The following is a 16,669-nucleotide window of genomic DNA, read 5'->3' on the forward strand; positions in this document are numbered from 1 at the left end:
GGGCACCGACCCGCACGTCACAGACCATAGTCAACCGGTACCCGTTACCCGCGCCCGGCGGACGGGATGCGGGCCGTGCCCGATAGGCTGGCGATCCCATGTCCGACGCCTCCGCTTCCCACGCCGCCGACCGCCGCGAACTCACCGCTGCGCAGCGCAACGCCGTCGCCGAACTGCTCCGGGTCTCCCCGGTCGCCGACGAGTTGGGCCGCCGGTTCGTCCGCGCCGGTCACGAGTTGCACCTGGTGGGCGGTTCGGTACGGGACGCCCTGCTCGGCCGACTCGGGGACGACCTCGATTTCTGCACCGACGCGCACCCGGACGAGACGCTGCGGATCATCAAGGGCTGGGCCGAGTCGATCTGGGAGACCGGCCGGGAGTTCGGCACCATCGGGGCTCAGCGCGACGGCCTCCGGCTGGAGATCACCACCTTCCGCGCCGAGTCGTACGACCAGGTCAGCCGCAACCCGGTGGTGGTGTACGGCACCAACCTCACCGAGGACCTGAAGCGCCGCGACTTCACCATCAACGCGATGGCGGTCAGCGTGCCGGAGCACCGGTTCACCGACCCGCACGGCGGGCTGGATGATCTCTCTGCCAAGGTGATCCGTACCCCCAGCACCCCCGGTGAGTCGTTCGGGGACGACCCGCTGCGGATGCTGCGGGCCGCCCGGTTCGCCGCGCAGTTGGGCTTCGCCGTGCACCCGGACGTGCACTCGGCGATGAGCCGGATGTCCGCCGACCTGGACCGGATCACCGTCGAGCGGATCCGCGACGAGTTCACCAAGCTGCTCTGCGGCGCCGACCCGATCACCGGGCTGCGGCTGCTGGTCGACACCGGGCTGGCCGAGCGGTTCCTGCCTGAGCTGACCGGGCTGAAGCTGGAGATCGACGAGCACGCCCAGCACAAGGACGTCTACGAGCACACGCTGACGGTCGTCGAGAACGCGGTCTCCTTCGAGGAGGACGGCTGCGACTTCATCCTGCGGATGGCCGCCCTCATGCACGACGTGGGTAAGCCGGCGACCAAGGCGGTCGGTTCCGACAGCCGGGTCAGCTTCCACCACCACGAGGTGGTCGGCGCCCGGCTCACCAAGGCCCGGATGAAGGCGCTGCGGTACCCCAAGGAGGTCACGGCGAAGGTGACCGCGCTGGTCGCGTTGCACCTGCGCTTCTACGGGTACGGGCGGGGCGAGTGGACCGACTCGGCGGTGCGCCGCTACGTCGCCGACGCTGGTGACCTGCTGCCCCGGCTGCACAAGCTGACCCGCTCGGACTGCACCACCCGCAACCGGCGCAAGGCCGCCCAGCTCGCTGCCGACTACGACGCGCTGGAGGAGCGGATCGCCCGGATCGAGGCCGAGGAGGACCTGGCCCGGGTCCGCCCCGACCTCGACGGCAACGCGATCATGGAGCTGCTCGGCGTACCGCCGGGACCGGTGGTGGGGCGGGCGTGGAAGCACCTCAAGGAGCAGCGCCTGGAGCACGGCCCGCTGGACCGCGACGCCGCTGAGGCGGAGCTGCTGCGGTGGGCTCGCGCCGAGGGCCTGGTCGACTGACCGGAGCCGACCCGTACGACGGGCGCCGCCCCCGATCGCGGGAGCGGCGCCCGTCGGCGTAACGGCGTCAGCGCGTCTCGACAGCCGTCCCGTCCACCGAGGCGGTGCCCTTGCCGGCCGAGGTGCTGTTGCCGACCGGGGTGGACGCCGAGCTGAGCCGGGCCAGCAGGCCCGCCAGGTCGACCCCGGTCAGGTCGCTGCCGAGCTGGAGCCCCTGGGCCACGTTGCCGGCCACCGACCTGGTCAGCGACGACGCACCGTCGGTGGAGATGACGGTCATCTTGTCGATCGCCCCGATCGGAGCGCTGGCGGCCTCCACCACCTGCGGCAGCACCTTGACCAGCAGGTCCAACACCGCTGCCTCCCCGTACGTGGCGAACGCCTCGGCCTTACGCGCCATCGCGTCCGCCTCGGCCTGGCCCTTCGCCAGGATGGCAGCCGCCTCGGCCTGTCCCTCCCGCTCGACCGCCTCGGCGATCGCAGAGCGCCGGCGCTGCTCGGCCTCACCCTCCTTGGCACCCTCGATCGCGTTCGCCTCGGCGAGCGCGGCGCGCCGGGCCCGCTCGCCCTCACCGGTGAGCCGGGCCTGCTCGGCGGAGGCCTGCGCGGCGGCGATGACCGACTGCCGCTGCGCGTCCGCGTGCAGCACCGCCGCGTTGCGGGCCGCCTCGGCCTCCTGCTCCACCTTGTACCGGGCGGCGTCGGCCGGCTTGCGCACCTCGGTGTCCAGTTGGCGCTGCTTGAGTTCGGCGTTGCGCTCGGCCACCTTCTGCTGCTCGGAGAGGATCGCCTGGTCCCGCTCCGCCTGGGCGAGCGGCCCGGCCGCCGCCGACTTCGCCTTGGCGGCGTCGATCTCCGCCTGGATGCCGGCCTGCTTGAGGGACAGGTTCCGGTTCGCCTCGGCGATGGCCTCCTCGGCGAGCAGCCGCTCCTGCTCGGCCTGCTGCCGGGCCCGCGCCTCGGCGATCGCCGCGTCCTTGAGCACCCGGGCGGCCTCGGGCCGGCCCAGGTCCTGCAGGTAGGAGCCCTCGGCGAGGATGTCCTGGAGCTGGAAGGTGTCCAGCACCAGGCCCTGGTTGGTCATCGAGTGCTCGGCTTCCTCGGCCACCGCGCTGGCGAACGCCGCCCGGTCCCGGATCACCTCCTCAACGGTGAGCCGGCCGACGATCGAGCGCAGCGCGCCGGCCAGCACCTCCCGGGTGAAGTTGTCGATCTCGTCCTGTTGGTGCAGGAACCGCTGGGCGGCGGCCCGGATCGCGTCCTCGGTCCCGCCGACCTTGACGATCGCCACGCCGTGCAGGTCGGTGCGGATGCCCTGCTTGCTCACCGCGCCCCGGATGCCGACGTCGATCCGCCGGCTGGACAGGTCGAGCGACTGGAGTTTCTGCACCACGGGCAGCACGAACACCGAGGCGCCCAGCACGACCTTCTGACCGGACATGTCGGTCGACCGGCCACCGTCGGCGGTCTGCGTGGTGCGGCCCTTGCGGCCGGTGACGATGAACGCCTCGTTCGGCCCGGCCACCTTGATCCGGGAGAGCACGAAGAACACCAGGATGAGGATGAGGAGTACCGCGCCACCGATGGCGATTAACAGGGGCATATAAGGAGTCCTGTCTGCGAAGAGGAGTCAGTAGGTCTCGACGTGCACGCTGGTCTCGCTGAGCGCCTGCACGACGAAGACCTGGGCGCCGACCGGGATCGGCTGGTCGGCGCGGGCGTTGAGCTTGACCGGCTGGCCGGCGACGCGTACCCGGACCTCGCCGTAGCCGTCGACCGGCACCGGCGTGACGACGAGGCCGAGCGCGCCGACCAGGTCGTCCCGGGTGGGGGTGGGGTCGGTGCGCATGTTCCGGGCCGCCCGGCTCAGCCGGGACGCCAGCCAGCCGGTGGGCACTGCGGCGAGCAGGCCACCGGCCGCCGCGCCCGCGATCATGCCCGGGGTACGCGCACCGACCAGTTCGTTGACGATGGCCCCGCCGAACCCGAACGCCCCGGCGAAGCCGGCGACCGTCTCGGTCGAGATCGGCCCGTCGACGTTGGCGTGCCCGAAGTGGAACAGTTCGGTGCCGAGCAGGGCGAGCGCCAGCACCCCGACGCCCGCACCGCCGATGATCAGAAAGATGAGCGTCCCCGTGGCCACGACCAGCACGGTATCGACGTCGCGCAACGTCCAACGGCTCGGCCGGACGCGAAGATGATCTACCGCTCGGCCGGTACTGCGGCGGCCCGTAGCGACACCGGGCCGGCGTGGACTGGCGTGCGGCGAGACGGTGGTGGTCGGGATTGGCCATCCACGGCCGGGGTCGGGGACAATGGGTCGATGCGCTGGACCGTGCTCGACTCACCGATCGGCGAGTTCTCCGTAGCCAGCGACGGGGCGAGCGTCTGCGGCGCGCACTTCGGCCGGGTCGACGCGGCGGCCGACGAGCCCGACCACGAATTGTCCCGGCAGGCCATCGCCGAGCTGCGGGCGTACTTCGCCGGTGAGCTGACCGATTTCACCGTCCCGGTGTCGATCCCTCGCGGGTCGGATTTCGAGCGGGCGGTGTGGCGGGAGATGACCCTGATCCCCTACGGCGAGACGCTGACCTACGGCGAGGTGGCGCGCCGGGTCGGCGACCCCGGGGCGGCCCGCGCGGTGGGCGTGGCCTGCAACCGGAACCCGATCCCGGTCATCGTCCCGTGTCACCGCATCGTCGGCGCCGGTGGGCGGCTGGTCGGCTTCGGGGGTGGCCTGCCGCGCAAGGTGCACCTGCTGGAGTTGGAGGCCCGGGTGGCCCTGCAACAGGCATGGTCCTGACCGACCCGTCCGCCGGATCGAACCGAGCCATGCTTATCGTCCGATCGGTCGATGTGGACACCCCTCTGCAACCGTCATGATCGGGCGTCATTTCACCGACTTTGCGGGGGACCGATGACCGAAAAGCAGGACAAGACCGTCGACCGCCGCCGGCTGCTGCGCCGCGCTGGCACCGTCGCCGCGGGCGTCGCCGGCACCACCGTGGTGGGCGCCGCCGTCGCCGCGCCGGCTCAGGCTGCACCCGGTGACCCGGTGGTCCAGGGCGCGAACAACGCCGCCGGTGCCACCACCACCACGCTGACCAGCACTGCGGCTGGCCCCACCCTGCAGTTGGGGAACACGAGCACCACCACCGCCGGGGATGGCACGGTGCTGGCCCGGCCGGCGCTGCGGCTGACGCCGAGCGGCGAGGTCCTCAACCCGGACTCGCTGGGCGGCTCGATCGGCATGGACACCTACGGCAACCTCCAGGTGGTCGCCGAGTTCGGCGGCGGCAAGTACCTCGAGTACGTGCACACCACCGGCAACTCGAACCAGATCGTTCCGATCACGCCGCAGCGGGTCATCGACACCCGCTCGGCGTCGTCGCGTACGCGGATCAGGAACGCCTCGTCGACCACGCTGGACAGCTCGGGTCGCCTGCGTGACGGCCAGACCATCCACGTCGACCTGAGCGACTTCGTCTTCCTCGGGGACGCCCTCTTCGGCAACCTCACCGTGACGACCGCGGTCGCCTCGGGCTTCGTGCAGATCTTCCCGTACGGCGGCCCGCGCCCGACGAGCTTCTCGTCGATCAACTACCTGACCAACCAGGTGGTCGCGAACTCGTTCATGTCGGGCATCGGCTACGAGCAGGACTGGATCTCCGTCTACGCGGCCCGGACCACCCACATCATCATCGACGTGGTGGCGTTCGTGGTGGGCGTCGGCTCGGTCAACCCGGCCATCCTGCCGATGTCCGCCAGCGCGACGGCGCGCAGCGCCGAGACGCTCGAGCAGCGTAAGGCGAAGCGGGCTGCCAAGGCCATGACCACGGCGCCGAGCTGGAAGTGAGCCGGTCGCCGTACGCGGCGACGAGGCAGTGAACGCGGCGAGGGCCGGGTCCGTACGGACCCGGCCCTCGGCCGTGCTTGGTGCTCAGCGGGTCAGCGCTCGACCTCACCGGCGATGAACTCCTCGACGGCCTGGTGGGCGTCGTGGTCGGCGTACTGCACCGGCGGGGACTTCATGAAGTAGGACGAGGCCGACAGGATCGGGCCGGCGATCTTCCGGTCCAGCGCGATCTTCGCGGCCCGGACCGCGTCGATGATGACGCCGGCCGAGTTCGGAGAGTCCCACACCTCGAGCTTGAGCTCGGCGTTGAGCGGGGTGTCACCGAACGAGCGGCCCTCCAGGCGGATGTACGCCCACTTGCGGTCGTCCAGCCACGGCACGTGGTCCGACGGGCCGATGTGCACGTCGCTCTTGCTCATCTCGTGCGGGATCTGCGAGGTGACCGACTGGGTCTTCGAGATCTTCTTCGAGACCAGCCGCTTGCGCTCCAGCATGTTCATGAAGTCCATGTTGCCGCCGAAGTTGAGCTGGTACGTGCGCAGCAGCTCGACGCCGCGGTCCTCGAAGAGCTTCGCCAGGGCGCGGTGCACGATGGTGGCACCGACCTGGCTCTTGATGTCGTCACCGACGATCGGCAGGCCAGCGTCCTCGAACTTCTTCGCCCACTCCGGGTCGGAGGCGATGAAGACCGGCAGGGCGTTGACGAACGCGCAGCCGGCGTCGATCGCTGCCTGGGCGTAGAACTTGGCGGCCTGCTCGGAGCCGACCGGCAGGTAGCAGACGACGACGTCGACCTGCGCGTCGCGCAGTGCCTGCGTCACGTCGACGGGAGTGGCGTCGGACTCCTCGACGATCTCGCGGTAGTACTGGCCCAGACCGTCGAAGGTCGGACCGCGCTGCACGCTGATGCCGGTCGGCGGCACGTCGCAGAGCTTGATGGTGTTGTTCTCGCTGGCGACGATCGCCTCCGCGAGGTCCATGCCCACCTTCTTGGCGTCCACGTCGAACGCCGCGACAAACTCGACGGCGGAGACGTGGTAGTCGCCGAAGGCGACATGCATGAGACCCGGGACGCGGTCGTTCGGGTCGGCATTCCGGTAGTACTCGACGCCCTGAACCAGGGACGAGGCGCAGTTACCCACACCGACGATGGCGACGCGGACGGAGCCCATAGCGTCTGCCTCCTTCTTTTCTGTCACGGCCGCTCATTCCTGGTCTCTCCAGGCGGAGGCGGGCTGTTGTCTTCTCGTCGGCCGCCGGCCGTCCCGATGTTCGGGACCGTCGGGGCTCGGCCGGAGCGCTCGTTGGCGATGAGCTCCTCCAGCCAGCGGACCTCGCGCTCACAGGCGTCAAGGCCGTGGCGCTGTAGTTCCAGGGTGTACGCATCGAGGCGCTCGGCCGCCCGGCCCAGCACGTCACGAAGCCCTTCGCGACGCTCCTCGATCTTGCGGCGGCGACCCTCCAGAATGCGCAGGCGGGTCGCCTGGTCGGTCCGGGCGAAGAACGCGAAATGCACCCCGAAGCCCGTGTCGTCGTACGTCTCGGGCCCGGCCTGTGCGATCAGCTGGGCGAAGCGTTCCTTGCCTTCCGCGGTGATTTTGTAGACCACCCGACCTCGTCGGCTGGTCAGCGCGGGAACCTCCTCGGCGGTGGCGGGTGTCTCGGCGGCTTCGGTGATCCATCCGGCCGCCTGCAGCCTGCGCAGGGTCGGATAGAGCGAGCCGTAGCTGATCGCCGCCCGGATCGCGCCGAGTTTGGCGGTCAGCTCCTTGCGCAGCTCATAGCCGTGCATAGGAGACTCCTGCAGGAGGCCGAGGATGGCGAACTCGAGCACTACGCCATCCTCTCTTTACCCCCGGCGCGGAGTGGTAACCGCCGCGATGTATCGGACCGATACATCGCACGTTAGCGGGTCGCGGGGGGTCAGGGCAAACCCTCGTTTCGAGATGCTGCTGTCACGGATCGTGACCGTGGTCGCCTGGTCGAGCCGGACCGCGTACCCTTCTCCGCATGCGTACGCAGCGCCAGGTCGTCGACTACTCGCTTCAGAAGCGAGCGGTGCTGCGTGAGCTCCTGGCCGGCCGGGTCGGCACGTACGACGTCTGCGACGCATCCCCGTACCTGAAGAACGCTGCCCGGTTCCACGGCGAGCCGACCGACCGACGCTGCCCCATCTGTCGCAGCGAGAACCTGACCAACGTCCACTACATTTACGGTGACGAACTCAAGCAGTCCGCCGGCCAAGCTCGGACACTGACCGAGTTGCCCGTGCTGGCGATGACGCTGCGTGAGTTCCAGGTCTTCGTGGTGGAGGTGTGCCTCGGCTGTGACTGGAACCATCTCGTCGAGCAGTACCTGCTCGGTCGGGACGGTCTCAGCAGCGACGGCGACGGCGAGCAGGACGCGGCAGGTGCCGGAGGCACCGGTCGGCGGAGGCGAGAGGCGCAACGGTGATCTCAGCTGGTTGGACCGGCCCCGGGGCCGTAGACATGACCCGGGACGGCCGACCGCTCGTTGGTCTGATTGGCCCGATTGATACTGCAATGACCCCGGTGAACCGGCACCCCCGTGCCGGCGTCCCGGGTGAAGCAACTCACGGCAACCCGGTGGCGGCGCAGTCGCGCCCCACCGCGACCGGCAGGGTGTGAGGAATGAACTCGTACGGCGATCCCAGTTCTGCGCGCGGGCGGGCCCAGTACCCGGGCCCGGACGGCGACCCCGGACGGGGCGTGGACGACGCGTACCGCCGACCGGGCGGTGACTCTCGCGGGAGTGGCTGGTCGGCCTCGGAGGCCCCGGCATCCCCCGGTCGCGCCTCGGTGACACCGCGGGCAGCCGGTGGGCGGGCCTCGGTTGGTGGTTCGGCCTCGGTCCCGCCGCGCGGCACCACCGCCGGGTCCGCCTCAGTCGGTTCGGCCACGCCAGGCCGGGCCGGGCGGGCCTCAGTGCCGGTGTCCCCGGCACCGGGTGTGGGTCGCGCCGGCGCAGGCCGGGCCTCGGTGCCCGTGTCCCCGGCCCCGGGTGCACCGGCGGGTCGGGCCACGGTCGGCGCGGCGTCCGTCGGCGCCGCCTCGGCGGGCCGGGCCAGCGTCGGCTCCGCCTCGGTGGGCGGCCGGGCCGCGGTCGCGCGGGCGAGCGTCTCACCGGTCTCCGGCGGCCCGGGTGGCCCCGGCGGGCCTGGTGGGCCGAACGGTCCGGGTCGTGGTGGTCGGGGCGGTCGCGGTGCGGGTGACCCGGCTGGGGCGGCCCGAGCGAAGAAGCGCAAGCGGATGAACCTGCTGATCGCCGGTTTCGCGGTCTTCATCATGCTCGCCGGTGTCGGTGTGGTCGGGTTCACCTACTACTCGACCAACGTGGTGCTGCCCGATGAGATCACCCCGCCGCAGGCGACCACCCTGTACGCGTTCGACAACAAGACTCCGATTGCCAAGGTGGGCGATCAGAACCGCACCCTGGTCACCATCGAGCAGATCCCGCAGTGGGTGCAGGACGCGGTGGCTGCCGCCGAGGACCGGAACTTCTACCGGCACTCGGGTGTGGACTACAAGGGCATCGCCCGAGCCGGCTGGAACAACCTCTCCGGCGGCGACAAGCAGGGTGCCTCCACCATCACCCAGCAGTACGCGCGCAACGCCTACGACAACCTGAAGGACGACACCTACGCCCGGAAGGTGAAGGAGGCGATCCTCGCCTCCAAGCTGAACGACGAGTACACCAAGCCGCAGATCATGCAGCACTACCTCAACGTGATCTACTTCGGCCGGGGCGCTTACGGCATCGAGGCGGCGGCGCAGACCTACTTCGGCAAGTCGGTGAGCGCGCTCAAGCCCGACGAGGGCGCGGTGCTCGCCGCCCTGATCAAGCAGCCGGAGCCGAGCTCCAGCCACCAGGGGTACGACCCGGCGATCAACCCGACCGCCGCCCAGGATCGCTGGAACTACGTGATCGATGGCATGGTCAAGGAGGGCTGGCTGGGCGTGGCCGGCAAGCCGGAGCGGCCCACCGCCTATCCGAAGAACATCAAGGCCCCGAAGAAGGGCGGCATCGGCGTCGACTTCGGCGTGGACACGCCGTACGGCAACGTCATCAACTACGTCCGGGAGGAGATGCGCGACAGGGGCATCTGCGTCGACAAGGAGACGCAGGTGACCGACACCAAGCCGCTCTGCTCCCAGGCGCTGATGGCCGGCGGCTACCGGATCCGCACCACCATCGACACCAAGATGCAGAAGGCGGCGGTCGAGACGGCCCAGCGGAAGACCAAGGGCTCCGAGTTGGCCGGCCAGCCGAGCAACCTCATGGCCGCGGTGGTCGCGATCGACCCGGGTACCGGTCGGGTGCTCGCCTACTACGGCGGTGACAACGGCACGGGCACCGACTACGCCGGCAAGAACACCGACTCCACCGGGGCGATCAGCGGTGGTCACTCGCCCGGCTCGAGCTTCAAGATCTACACCCTGGCGGCCGCGCTCAAGGCCGACAAGGCGCTCGAGTCCCGGTGGAAGGGCAAGGCATTCACCCCGGAGGGCACCAAGTTCAAGGTCAGCAACGCCGGCGTCGACAACCCTTCCTGCGGCAACTCCTGCACGCTCAAGGTGTCCACGCTCAAGTCCCTGAACGTGCCGTTCTACCACGTCACTGAGGAGATCGGCGCGGACAAGGTGGTGGACATGGCCAAGCAGGCCGGCGTCACCACCATGTGGCGCACCGACACCAACCCGGCGAAGGCGTACGACCTGACCAAGGCCGACCCGAAGGCCATCACGCCGGAGCCGTTCTTCAACGTGGTCGGCTACGGCCAGTACCCGATCACGGTGCTGGACCATGCCAACGGTGTGGCCACCTTCGCCAACGGGGGTGTCTACAACAAGGCGCACTTCCTCTACTCGGTGGAGAAGCAGAACCCGAACACCGGCAAGTGGGAGAAGGTGGCTAAGGGCAGCGAGAAGCTCGACTCCCAGCCACGCATCGACAAGGACGTGGTGGCCGACGTGACGTCGGTGCTGAAGGACTATCCGGCCGCCGTCAACCACCGCCTCGATGACGGCCGCAAGGCCGCCTCCAAGACCGGCACCTGGGAACTCAAGGGCGACAGCTCCGACAACGGCGACGCCTGGATGATCGGCTACACGCCGCAGCTGGCCACGGCGGTCTGGGTGGGCAACGTGAAGGACCGGAAGCCACTCATCCTCAAGGACAAGCGCAAGGTCAGCGGTTCCAACCTCCCGGGTGACATCTGGGAGCGGTTCATGGACGAGGCGCTGAAGGGCAAGGAGAAGCTCGACTTCCCGCCTGCGGCGAATATCGGCGACGCGAACTCCGGCAACGGCGAGGCGGCACCGCCGCCCCCGACCCCGCCGGGAGGTCAGCCGGGTCTGCCCGGCCTGCCGGCCTGTGACCCGCTGACCAACCCGTTCTGCCCGCGCACCGACGGCAACAACGGCGGCGGCAACGGCGGCAACAACGGCGGCGGCAACGGCGGGCCCGGGACAGGTGGCGGTGGTGGTGGGTTACTGCCCAGCCTGCCACCGACCAATCGGGACTGACCCGCCCCGCTCCACGACGCCGCCGCCGGCCGGACGACCTGTCCGGCCGGCGGCGGCGTTTCCGTACCCGGATCTGGCGCGCCGGGACGGGACGAGCACCCCGGTCGTACGGCAGGATGCCTCTTCATGAGCACCCAGTCGACGCCCGGCATCGACGACGCCGGAACCACCGACCACCCGTCCCGCTCCGACGGGTTCGTCCGCGGCATCTCCGGCGTGATCGGCGGGCCGCTGGGCGACCATGCGACGGCGCTGGACCGGCCGGCCGGCGGGGAGCGGCGGTTCTGGACCGCCGTCCGGATCGTGCTGGCGCTGGCCTGCCTCACCCTCGCCCTGCACTGGGTGCAGAAGTCGCCGTGCCAGGACGGCGCCTGGCAGAACAACGAGCAGTACACCCGGTTCTGCTACACCGACGTGCTCGCCCTCTACTACGCCGAAGGGCTCAACGAGGGCAAGGTGCCCTACCGTGACCACCCGGTCGAATATCCCGTGCTGACCGGGTACTTCATGGGGGCGCTGGGCCTGCCGGTGCACGCCCTCGGCGACGGCGATCCCAGCATCAACCAGGGTCAGTGGTTCTACAACCTCAACGCACTGGTGCTGGGTGCGCTCGCGGTCGCCACCGTGGCGGTGATCCTTGCGCTGCGCCGCCGACGACCCTGGGACGCCGCGCTGTTCGCGCTCGCCCCGGCGCTGCTGCTCACCGCCACCGTCAACTGGGACCTGCTCGCCATCGGGCTGGCCGCGTTCGGCCTGCTGGCCTGGGCTCGGAAACGGCCAGCGTTGGCTGGCGTGCTGCTCGGTCTCGCCGGTGCGGCGAAGCTCTGGCCGCTGTTCATCCTCGGCCCGATCCTGGTGCTGGCATTGCGGGCCGGCCGGCTACGGGCCGCGCTCATCGCGGTCGGCAGCGCCATTGCCGCCCTGGTGCTGGTGAACCTGCCGGCCGCGCTGGCGTACCCGGAGAACTGGGACCGGTTCTTCGAGCTGAACAGCACCCGGCCCATTGACTGGGGAACGCTCTGGTACATCGGGCGCTACCTGGATGGCAAGGTTGGCGGCGACCCCACCCGGCTCGGCCCGTTCGAGTGGCTGAACGTCAACATCCCCACCCTCAACACCATCTCGTACGCCCTCTTCGGGCTGGCCTGCCTCGGCGTGGCTGTCCTGGCGCTGCGCGCGCCACGCCGACCGCGGCTGGCCCAGCTCGCCTTCCTGGTCGTCGCCGCGTTCCTCATCTTCAGCAAGGTCTGGTCCCAGCAGTTCGTGCTGTGGCTGCTGCCGCTGGTGGTGCTGGCCCGGCCGAAGTGGGGCGCCATCCTGGCCTGGCAGTTCGCCGAGATCTGCTACTTCGTCGCCTTCTACGGTGAGCTGCTAGGCGCGGCGACCAGCCGACCAGTGTTCCCGGAGGGTGTGTTCGTGCTGGCATCGACGTTGCGGTTGGCCACCGTGGTGGTGCTCTGCGTGCTGGTCGTCCAGGAGATCCTGCACCCCGAGCGGGACGCGGTACGGGCCACCTATGCCGACGATCCGGACGGCGGCGTGCTCGACGGCGCGCCCGACGAGCCCTGGCTGGATCGATGGCGCCGTCCCGCGAACAAGCCCGCACCCGAGCCGGCCACCACCACCTGATCCGCGCGGGCTCCCCCGCAAACCCGCCCCGTACGCAGCCGCGTCAGAGCCGGTAGACCACCGCGTCGTCGATTTCCTGCCGGGTGATGCCCAGCGACTCGACCGGCGTGTCGATGGTGATCTCCCACGGCGTGCCCGGCACCTGCCCGCGCAGCAGCACCACCGTGCGGACGCCGAGCGTGCGCAGGTAGTCGACGCTGGTCTGGTCGGGGAACGACTGGCTCACCCGGCGAACGTCGTCGAGTTGGCGCGGGGTGAAGCCGCTGCCGCCGTTCACCACGTCCGGGAAGCCGCTGGTCGACCAGAGCATCACATGCTGGTCGAGACTCTGGTTGCTGGGCAGCACCAGCAGCGGCCCCTCCGCCGTGCGGAGCGCGGCTGGCTGGGTCGGCACCACCGGATGCGGGGTGGTGTTCAAACCCTCGATGGTGACAAGCAGCAGTGGCAACAGGGTGGCCAGCCGCAGCCACGGGCCCGGCCAGGACGGGATCCGCTGCGCGGCCAGCTCGCGGACCCGGTCGGTGAGGGCGGTGACCGCACCCGCCGCGAGCAGGGCGAGCAGCAGCGTGGTCCAGAGCATCAACCGCCCGGGGGTACGCAGCGCGCTCCAGCCCGGCGCGTGCTCGAAGAGCGGGATGTAGGTGAAAGTGCCGTCGAAGAAGCGGGTGCCCATCGCGAAGGCCATGGTCACCAGCACCCCGGTGAGCAGGAACAGCCGGTGCCGTAGTCGCCAGACCGAGAAGAACAGCCCGCCCGCGGCCAACGCGTAGAGCACGAAGCCGGGCAGCAGGGTCATCTCGGGGTGCCACGGCAGCGCCGCCCGGGCGCCCTCGTGCAGCCCGCCCCAGATCCGCGACTCGGCGGGCGCGGTGACGAAGCCGGACGCCGGCGGAGAGAAGATGCTGATGTCGGCGACCGTTCGCTCGGCGTTCGGGTGCAGCTCGGTCACCTTGAAGAACGGGATCGCCATCAGCAGACCCACCCCGGCGAAGAGTACCCCGCCGACCAGGTCGGCGACGAACAGCCGGCGGCCGAACGGCAGGGCCTGGCCGGTCCGGAGCCGCCGCGCGTAGAAGAGGACGGCGGCGACCACCACCGCGCCGGCCAGGAAGTATGCAAACGGCAGGCCGATGCCGAAGCCGAGGGTGAGCTGCCAGGCCGCCACCAGCCAGCCGGCGTAGACCCAGCCGTCGTGCCGACGCTCGGGTCGGTAGCCGTGCCGCAGCGACCAGCCGTGCCCGCGCGCCAGCATGGCCAACGCCAGAGGAATGCCGCCGTTGGAGAGCACGTGCAGGTGCCCGGCCTGGGCCAGCAACCACGGCGCGTAGGTGTAGGCGACCCCGGCGACCGCGGCGCCGATCCGGCCCGAACCGAGCTGCCGGGCCAGCGCGTACGCCCCGAGCGTGGCGAGCGCGTGCGCCAACACGAACATGATGTTGTAGCGCAGCACCGCGTCCTCGGGGCCGCTGCCGAGCATCCCGGCGGGGGCGTAGCCGAGGAGCGTGTCGGAGAACGCGAAGCTCCACAGCTCGGGGAAGAACGTGTTGGACTGCCACAGGTGCGCCGGGTCGGTCAGCAGGATGTGCCCGGACCAGGCCATCTGCCAGGCCTGCAGGCTCGGGTCCCAGTAGTCCTGCGGGAGGGTATAGCGCGGGTAGCGCAGCGTCGGCCAGGTCATCAGCACGGCCAGCGCCAGCGCGCCCAGGGTGGCCAGGGTCCACTCGTGGATCAGGAACCGGCCGACGGCCCGGGCCGCCCGGCTGCGGCGGGTCGCCACCGGCTCCGGCGCGGACGCGAACGCATCCCAACGCTCAGGTCCTACCGGCTTCCCCTCGCCGTCGCCATCTCCCGCCGCCTCGCTCTTCCCGGAGTCGTCCTTTTCGGAGGGACCCTTGGCGGCATCCTCCGTGGCGGTCTCGCTCTTGGCGGTCTGGCCCTTAGCGGTCTCGCCCTTGGCGGGATCGGGCTTGGCGGGATCGGGCTTGGATGCGCCGTCCGTCGCGGTGGCGGCCTTGGCACTGGTGTCGGGAGCGGCGTCCGCCCGCACGTCGTTGTCCTTGGCCGTGTTGTTCTCGGCCACGGCGTCCGAAGGCGCGCTGGCCATGCTGGAGGCGGCGTCCGCCTTGCCGTCCTTGGCCCCGACGTCCGTGCCGCCGTCCTTGGCCCCGACGTTGCTGGCGGCGGCCGAGGTGGCTGTGTTGGACGCCGTGCCGGCGGTGCGGACGACCGGGGTGGGGGCGCCGGTGGCGGGCGGGGTGGCTGGTCGGATGTGGGTGTCCCCGGTGGGGGTGGGCCGGGCGCTTCCGGTCCCGGGCTGTCCGGTCGTCATGCTGGCGAGCCCAACTGCTGGCGGAGGAAGTCGATGTCGGCGGCCTGACCGGTCACGCCGCCCGGCGTCTCGACGACCACCGGCGCTCCGGCTGCGCGGATCACCGCCACCACCAACTCCGGGTCGATCGTCCCGCCACCCAGGTTGTCGTGCCGGTCCTGGCCGGAGTTGAACGCGCCCTTGGAGTTGTTGGCGTGCACCAGGTCGATCCGCCCGGTGATCGCCTTGATCCGGTCGACCAGGCCGAGCAACTCCTCACCGCCGGCGTACGCGTGGCAGGTGTCGAGGCAGAAGCCGACCTCGTGGTCACCGATGGCGTCCCAGAGTCGGGCCAGCGCGTCCAACCGGCGGGCGCAGGCGTTGTCGCCGCCGGCGGTGTTCTCGATCAGAACCGGGACGCCGAAGCCGCCGGAGTCGGCCGCGTACGCGAATGTCTTGCGCCAGTTGTCGAAGCCGACGGCCAGGTCGTCGCCGGCGTTGACGTGCCCACCGTGGACGATCACGCCCTTGGCGCCGATCGCGGCGGCGGCGTTCGCGTGTCCGAGCAGCAACTTGCGACTGGGGATTCGGATGCGGTTGTTGAGGGTGGCCACGTTGATGACGTACGGCGCGTGTACGTAGAGATCGATCTCGGCCGCGCGTAGCTGCTCTGCGTCCTCCCGCGGCTTGGGCGCCTTCCACCCCTGTGGGTCGGAGAGGAAGAACTGCACGGTGTCGGCGGACCGGGCGGCCGCCTCCGCCAGCGGGTCGGTCGAATCGACGTGGGCTCCGATACGCATGCGAGCGAGCCTACGTCGCGACCCCGACGGGTGGGGCGATGGCCGGTGCGGTGTTGGACGCTGGCCGCGTCACCGGACGGACCGACGATCGTTGATGGGATGGAACCGGCAGTCAGCGCCCGGTACCGCCGTCGCCGCGAGCGCCGCGAACGGCAGCCGGGGCCGACGGACCGACAGCGAGGTCACCCCCGCCGCGCGGCCCGGCGCGGCGGGGGGAGATCCCTCGACACAACAGATTCCGACCGATGAAGAATCTCGGGAATTTGTGCTTTTTCCCCCGACAAGGTACGAGAGCTGTTGTATCGTCAGATAACAACACGATAAAGCTCCGCGGGGCGTCTTCGGTCCAACCTCATCGGTGTGGTCGTTCCTCCCCAGGTCCCACCCAAGGAATGCGGACGGGACGCCCCGCGGCCTCGTTGACGGGGGTCCACCACCGACCGGTGACGGTCGGAACGGTGGGCCCCCGTCGACACGTCCGGGCGCTGACCCGACCACCCCGGGCATGATCGTCCGGACCGGGTATCCTGGTCAGGTTGTCCGCGTCCGGCCGGGTTCCCCCGGCGCGTGCGGGCAGCGACGCACGACCTCCTGCCACGGAAGGACCGTGGCCGCTTAGCCCACAGGAGGTGAGCACGTCTTGCGTCATTACGAGATCATGGTGATCCTCGACCCCAGCCTCGAGGAACGCACCGTCGCCCCGTCGCTCGACACGTACCTGAACGTGATTCGGACCGCGGGTGGCTCGGTTGAGAAGACCGACGTGTGGGGCCGCCGGCGCCTCGCGTACGAGATCAACAAAAAGGCCGAGGGCATCTACGCCGTCGTCGACCTGCAGGCCACGCCTGCTGCCGTGGCCGAGCTGGACCGTCAGCTCCGGCTCAACGAGTCCGTGCTGCGCACCAAGGTCATCCGGCCGGAGATGCGCTAAGCATTCAACCCGGTTCGCCCGGATCAGCCTCCGCGGCTCT

At 70.3% G+C, this 16,669-nt stretch carries 13 protein-coding genes; 7 read left to right on the forward strand and 6 right to left on the reverse strand.

Annotation, left to right across the window (positions count from 1 at the left end; genetic code table 11):
• Positions 1 to 98: 98 nt before the first annotated feature.
• A complete protein-coding gene (locus tag OG990_RS29630) occupies positions 99 to 1,559 on the forward strand; it encodes a CCA tRNA nucleotidyltransferase (protein WP_328421983.1) in 1,461 nt (486 codons plus the stop codon).
• A gap of 67 nt (positions 1,560 to 1,626) precedes the next feature.
• Here OG990_RS29630 and OG990_RS29635 read toward each other — a convergent pair whose 3' ends face one another.
• A complete protein-coding gene (locus tag OG990_RS29635) occupies positions 1,627 to 3,162 on the reverse strand; it encodes an SPFH domain-containing protein (RefSeq protein WP_328421981.1) in 1,536 nt (511 codons plus the stop codon).
• A 27-nt stretch (positions 3,163 to 3,189) separates the two neighbouring features.
• Positions 3,190 to 3,711, reverse strand: a complete 522-nt coding sequence (locus OG990_RS29640; protein WP_328426191.1) for a hypothetical protein — start codon at positions 3,709 to 3,711, stop codon at positions 3,190 to 3,192.
• Positions 3,712 to 3,882: 171 nt separating this feature from the next.
• On the opposite strand from OG990_RS29640, the gene OG990_RS29645 reads away from it, so the two are divergent.
• The gene (locus tag OG990_RS29645; RefSeq protein ID WP_406077857.1) at positions 3,883 to 4,362 is read left to right on the forward strand and encodes a methylated-DNA--[protein]-cysteine S-methyltransferase; all 480 of its coding nucleotides are present in this window, start codon (positions 3,883 to 3,885) and stop codon (positions 4,360 to 4,362) included.
• A gap of 114 nt (positions 4,363 to 4,476) precedes the next feature.
• On the forward strand, positions 4,477 to 5,415 hold the full coding sequence (locus OG990_RS29650) for a hypothetical protein (protein ID WP_386986255.1): 939 nt from the start codon (positions 4,477 to 4,479) through the stop codon (positions 5,413 to 5,415).
• A gap of 92 nt (positions 5,416 to 5,507) precedes the next feature.
• Here OG990_RS29650 and OG990_RS29655 read toward each other — a convergent pair whose 3' ends face one another.
• Positions 5,508 to 6,587, reverse strand: coding sequence for an inositol-3-phosphate synthase (locus tag OG990_RS29655; RefSeq protein WP_328421975.1), 1,080 nt, complete (start codon positions 6,585 to 6,587; stop codon positions 5,508 to 5,510).
• Between the two features lie 23 nt (positions 6,588 to 6,610).
• Positions 6,611 to 7,249 (reverse strand): PadR family transcriptional regulator, encoded by a 639-nt coding sequence (locus OG990_RS29660; RefSeq protein ID WP_030331823.1) that lies wholly within the window; start codon positions 7,247 to 7,249, stop codon positions 6,611 to 6,613.
• Positions 7,250 to 7,425: 176 nt separating this feature from the next.
• Here OG990_RS29660 and OG990_RS29665 point away from each other — a divergent pair, with 176 nt between their 5' ends.
• The 3 genes from OG990_RS29665 (at position 7,426) to OG990_RS29675 (ending at position 12,590) form a co-directional block, all read left to right on the forward strand.
• Positions 7,426 to 7,869 carry a DUF5318 domain-containing protein gene (locus tag OG990_RS29665; protein WP_328421972.1) on the forward strand — a complete coding sequence of 148 codons (444 nt, stop codon included), beginning with the start codon at positions 7,426 to 7,428 and terminating at the stop codon, positions 7,867 to 7,869.
• A 197-nt stretch (positions 7,870 to 8,066) separates the two neighbouring features.
• On the forward strand, positions 8,067 to 10,961 hold the full coding sequence (locus OG990_RS29670; protein WP_406077858.1) for a transglycosylase domain-containing protein: 2,895 nt from the start codon (positions 8,067 to 8,069) through the stop codon (positions 10,959 to 10,961).
• Between the two features lie 126 nt (positions 10,962 to 11,087).
• Positions 11,088 to 12,590 carry a glycosyltransferase family 87 protein gene (locus tag OG990_RS29675; RefSeq protein WP_386986265.1) on the forward strand — a complete coding sequence of 501 codons (1,503 nt, stop codon included), beginning with the start codon at positions 11,088 to 11,090 and terminating at the stop codon, positions 12,588 to 12,590.
• Between the two features lie 43 nt (positions 12,591 to 12,633).
• Here the strand turns inward: OG990_RS29675 and OG990_RS29680 are convergent, their stop codons facing one another.
• A complete protein-coding gene (locus OG990_RS29680) occupies positions 12,634 to 14,694 on the reverse strand; it encodes a hypothetical protein (protein WP_406081935.1) in 2,061 nt (686 codons plus the stop codon).
• Positions 14,695 to 14,915: 221 nt separating this feature from the next.
• Positions 14,916 to 15,698, reverse strand: coding sequence for a deoxyribonuclease IV (locus OG990_RS29685; protein ID WP_386986271.1), 783 nt, complete (start codon positions 15,696 to 15,698; stop codon positions 14,916 to 14,918).
• Positions 15,699 to 16,338: 640 nt separating this feature from the next.
• Here OG990_RS29685 and rpsF point away from each other — a divergent pair.
• The gene (gene rpsF, locus OG990_RS29690; RefSeq protein WP_007073791.1) at positions 16,339 to 16,629 is read left to right on the forward strand and encodes a 30S ribosomal protein S6; all 291 of its coding nucleotides are present in this window, start codon (positions 16,339 to 16,341) and stop codon (positions 16,627 to 16,629) included.
• The last annotated feature ends 40 nt before the right edge of the window (positions 16,630 to 16,669 follow it).

The sequence above is a fragment of the Micromonospora sp. NBC_00858 genome, assembly GCF_045207365.1.
Lineage (GTDB): Bacteria > Actinomycetota > Actinomycetes > Mycobacteriales > Micromonosporaceae > Micromonospora.